Source organism: Streptomyces sp. CO7 (assembly GCF_053474865.1).
This window is the reverse complement of sequence record NZ_JBRIOU010000005.1, coordinates 203,215-204,508: the sequence shown is the minus strand read 5'-3', so window position 1 is coordinate 204,508 and position 1,294 is coordinate 203,215. Positions and strand designations below refer to the sequence as shown.

Genomic DNA, 1,294 nt, shown 5'->3' with positions numbered 1-1,294 from the left:
GTCGTCCCCCCGCGCCGCCGCGAGGAGTTCCAGCGCCTCCTCCAGTTCCGCGTCCCCGCGCTCCAGCACCGCGTGCAGCGCCCGGACGACGTCCGGCCGGGCCACGGTGGGCCGGGTGCGGTGCAGGTACCGCGAGAGCATCTCCTGGCTGGTCTTCACTCCCCGCTCGCCCAGCTTCCGCGCCAGCGACGACTGCGTGGCCCGGCCCGGATCCTCCTGCCACCAACTCCGCAACAGCGCCGCCAGCTTCAGCCGCGCCGCGCTCCCGCCCTTCGCGAACTCCTCACAACTCCGGCCGGATTCCTCACGCATTTGATGCGCCTCCCCCACGCCTCCATGCATGATCGCTGGTCAGCCGCGTGCATAGAAGCCGATTTGTGCATGAATCAACTGACCCGCCGGAAGTATAGAACTGGCCGGATTTGCCGGGGCAGGGTTGAGACGTCCAACCCACCCGGTCGAGCGTCTTCGGCCGGGTGAAACCACCGTCGTCAGCGATCCACGACGCGACCACGACGGCAGTCGAAAGGACCCGCATCCGTGCGTAACGCCACCGAGCAGCTCGCCCCGGCCACCGAGGCCGCCTCCTCCGCCACGCCGGCCCGCCGGCGCAAGGGGGCCGTCGCCGCCCTCCTCGCCACCGCCCTGGCCGGCGGCCTGATGGCCTTCGCCCCGGTCGCCTCCGCCGCCCCCGCCGCGGCCGACTCCGTCGCCTCGCGGCCCGGTGAGCGCCTCAGCGACCGCCAGGCGGACCGCATCCTCGACCGTGCGGGCGTGCGCCGTGTCTCGCCGGGCGACTGTCACAACGTCAACCGCTCCCGCTGCACCAGCTACCAGGGCATCCAGGAGGACACCGTCCGCGGCCTGGTGAAGCTCAAGCGCGACAGCCGCTGCAACGTGGTCGTCGTCAACGGCACCGAGGTCGGCAACGACTGGGGCAACCGCCGCGGGCGCTACACCCACGCGAACGGCTACAAGGTCGACCTGCGCGAGAACCGCTGCCTGGACAGGTACATCCGCGACACCGCGGACCGCGTCCGCGGCTCGCGCGGCGACGTGGTCTACCGCGACAGCCACCGCGGCCGTCCGTACGTCCAGTACGAGTTCGAGCGCGGCGTCCTGGACGTCACCTACTTCTGACGTCCACCGATCGGCAGGCGCCCGGACCCGACCCGGGTACGGCTCCCCGCCCGGGCGCCTGCTCCGGACCGCTCCACCCCTCACACCCACGCCACCCGGCGGCTCCCTGCGGCCGCCGGGTGGCGTGGGTGTGAGGGGTGGAGCGGTCCGGAGC

At 72.6% G+C, this 1,294-nt stretch carries 1 protein-coding gene and 1 pseudogene; one reads left to right on the top strand and one right to left on the bottom strand.

The annotated features are described in order from the left end of the window. Positions 1–312: pseudogene (locus ACOV8S_RS19370) on the bottom strand (hypothetical protein); the annotation flags it as partial. Between the two features lie 228 nt (positions 313–540). Here ACOV8S_RS19370 and ACOV8S_RS19365 point away from each other — a divergent pair. Beyond that, the gene (locus ACOV8S_RS19365; RefSeq protein WP_448319064.1) at positions 541–1,140 is read left to right on the top strand and encodes a hypothetical protein; all 600 of its coding nucleotides are present in this window, start codon (positions 541–543) and stop codon (positions 1,138–1,140) included. Positions 1,141–1,294: the final 154 nt, after the last annotated feature.